General features: G+C 65.5%; 2 protein-coding genes and 1 pseudogene. 2 read left to right on the plus strand and 1 reads right to left on the minus strand.

Features of this window, described 5'->3' with window-relative positions; all coding sequences use genetic code 11:
• The first annotated feature begins 401 nt into the window (after nt 1–401).
• On the plus strand, nt 402–1,139 hold the full coding sequence (locus WAW17_RS16820) for a DUF998 domain-containing protein (protein ID WP_422334087.1): 738 nt from the start codon (nt 402–404) through the stop codon (nt 1,137–1,139).
• Nucleotides 1,140–1,197: 58 nt separating this feature from the next.
• Here WAW17_RS16820 and WAW17_RS16825 read toward each other — a convergent pair whose 3' ends face one another.
• Nucleotides 1,198–2,019 (minus strand): phosphatase PAP2 family protein, encoded by an 822-nt coding sequence (locus WAW17_RS16825; RefSeq protein WP_422334088.1) that lies wholly within the window; start codon nt 2,017–2,019, stop codon nt 1,198–1,200.
• A gap of 83 nt (nt 2,020–2,102) precedes the next feature.
• Between WAW17_RS16825 and WAW17_RS16830 the strand changes: the two are divergent.
• Nucleotides 2,103–2,328: pseudogene (locus WAW17_RS16830) on the plus strand (two-component sensor histidine kinase); the annotation flags it as partial.

The raw sequence follows: 2,328 nt of genomic DNA on the forward strand, positions 1-2,328 counted from the left end.
GCCGCGGGCCACAGACTGCACAAGACGACGAGAATGGCTGTCAGGGGGGCTAATACGACGATGAAATGGACGAGTAGCGCATGTACGGGCAGGCCGTTGACGGTAGACACGCGTGCATTGTTTCGCAGCTGCGCTGAGAAGACGCTGAGGACTGGCCGGACGGCAAGACCTCCCGCAACCGATGGGCAGCCTCGAAATGGCTCTGGCGCTCATGCACAACGATCATGTTTCTGCGTTCTTGGGGAGTGAGCACCGGGGATGATCGCGGAAAGATAACGTTCTGATAACGTCGAGGTCTCGACTCGGGCAGCGCTCGAACCGCTCGGGTGAACGCTGAGGGCGACTGCCATGAACAGACCGCATCGCGTCAGCTCCTGACAAATGACGTAGGGAAGCCGAATATGAAGACCCACCACCGGCGCAGGGCTGTGGGTGCACTCGCGTGGACGCTCGCCTGCGGGTACGTCATGGCCGAAGTCCTGAGCGCCGGCGCGTGGACCACCCCGTACAGCTTCGTCCACAACTCGATCAGCGATCTCGGTGTCACCACCTGCACCGCGATGTCGTGCTCGCCGCTGCATGCGCTCATGAATTTGTCTTTCGTCGCCATGGGACTGCTGATGATTGTCGGTGCACTGCTGTTGCGTGGACACCTTCCGCACGGACGGTTGCATATTTGGGTCGTCGCGCTGACCGTGATCACCGGATTGAGCACCGCGGCGACGGGATTGTTTCCGACGAACCACGGGCCGATGATCCATCTGGCGGCTGTTCTGCCGGGGTTCGTTGCCCGGCACATCGTGCTCGTGTTGCTGGCCTGGGGGCTGTGGAACCATCGACGATGGGCCGCGCTGTGGTCGACGGCATGTGCACTGGCCGGACTTGCCGGTGCGGTGCTTCTGGCCTTTCCGAGGGTGCATTTCGGTGTAACCGAGCGGATAATCCTGTACCCGTTGCCAATCTGGATGGGGGTTACCGGGGCAGCGGTGTTATTCGGGGTGGTCCGTGAGATCGTATTGTCCGGTCCAGGCGGCGCCATCCTGCCTGTGTCTGCTCGGTTCGGCCGCGGTCTTGGTGTCAGCCCTCTACCGGTGTTTGCCGGGGCCGCCGGCGGTCTCCGACGACGCGACGAGAAGTGATCCCATCGACTGCATTCCGGCGTGGTGGAGCGGAGAGTCAGTCAATCCAGTGTCGAATTCACACGGCAGATTCCGTCGTGATGCCGTCACCCCCAGCCGATCGGCGGAGGCAATCGCGGTGTTCGGTGGTTGTCTGCACCCGGGGCATCAGGGCGACATAGACAGAGGATCCGACCACGACGACGGTGCCGCCGAGCAGGATGCCGCCGACGACGTCAGTGAGCCAGTGCTCGCCGAGGTACAGGCGGGTAGCGGCCACCAGCACCGTCAGGACACCGGCAGCCAGCAGCAGGGCCCACCGGCGCCCGGCCGGCAGACCGTATCCGAGTGCGACGGCGATCATGCCGAACCCGGCCATCGCGCCGGTGGCGTGCCCGGACGGAAACGAATAGTCGGTTTCGGCCAGAACCTGTGTCACCAGGGGCGGACGTCCCCGTTCGACCAGAGTCTTGACAAGGGCCGAGGCCGATACCGCGGCGACGACCGAGCCGATCAGGACGACCGCAGGCACGAGCGACCGCGCCCGCCTGGACAGGACCGCGCCGACGACGACCACGACGAGCAGGATGCCGGCCGTACCCCCGGCGTCGGTGACGGCGATGGCGGGTCCGGTCAGCCACACGGTGCGATGATCGGTCAGCCAGTTCAACACCGCTTCATCCGCACCGGTGGCCCTGCCCGCGACTTTCGTCCGATAGGCGAGCGCGCCGAACATGACCACCAGAGCCGCCGCCCGGACCCCGGTCACCGTCCACGCAGGCTCGTTCTCACGACGTTCCCGGCGCACCCACATCCACGCCGAGGCGGCAACGAACACCGCGGCTCCGGCGAAGAGCAGAACCAGGGCAGATGCGGCGAGCTGTGTTGCTGCTTCTCTCACGCCAGGAGTATCGGTGCGGGTCGCTGTGGTGACGCTGAGAGCGGTTTCGACCGCGTGGGGACGCCGCCGGGAATGATGACGGTATGACACCCGTGCCGACCTGGGTCCGACCTTCCCTATGGGGCATACCGATCCGGTCCGCCCTGACGGCCGCCGCGGTCGTGGCCGTCGCGCTGCTGTTCGGCCTGGTGGGTTTGGTGATGGTGCTGAACAGTTCTCTGCTGTCGGCACTGGACGACGCCGCGACCGCCCGCGCCGAGGACATCGTCGCCCAGTTGCGTGGAGGGTCTCCCGACGGCCTCGACAGCC

Source organism: Rhodococcus sp. (in: high G+C Gram-positive bacteria), from assembly GCF_049286785.1.
GTDB lineage: Bacteria > Actinomycetota > Actinomycetes > Mycobacteriales > Mycobacteriaceae > Rhodococcus_F.

What these genes read in the sequence shown, in the direction of transcription:
- WAW17_RS16820 (WP_422334087.1), top strand. Translation starts at nt 402, where the DNA reads ATGAAGACCCACCACCGGCGCAGGGCTGTGGGTGCACTCGCGTGGACG.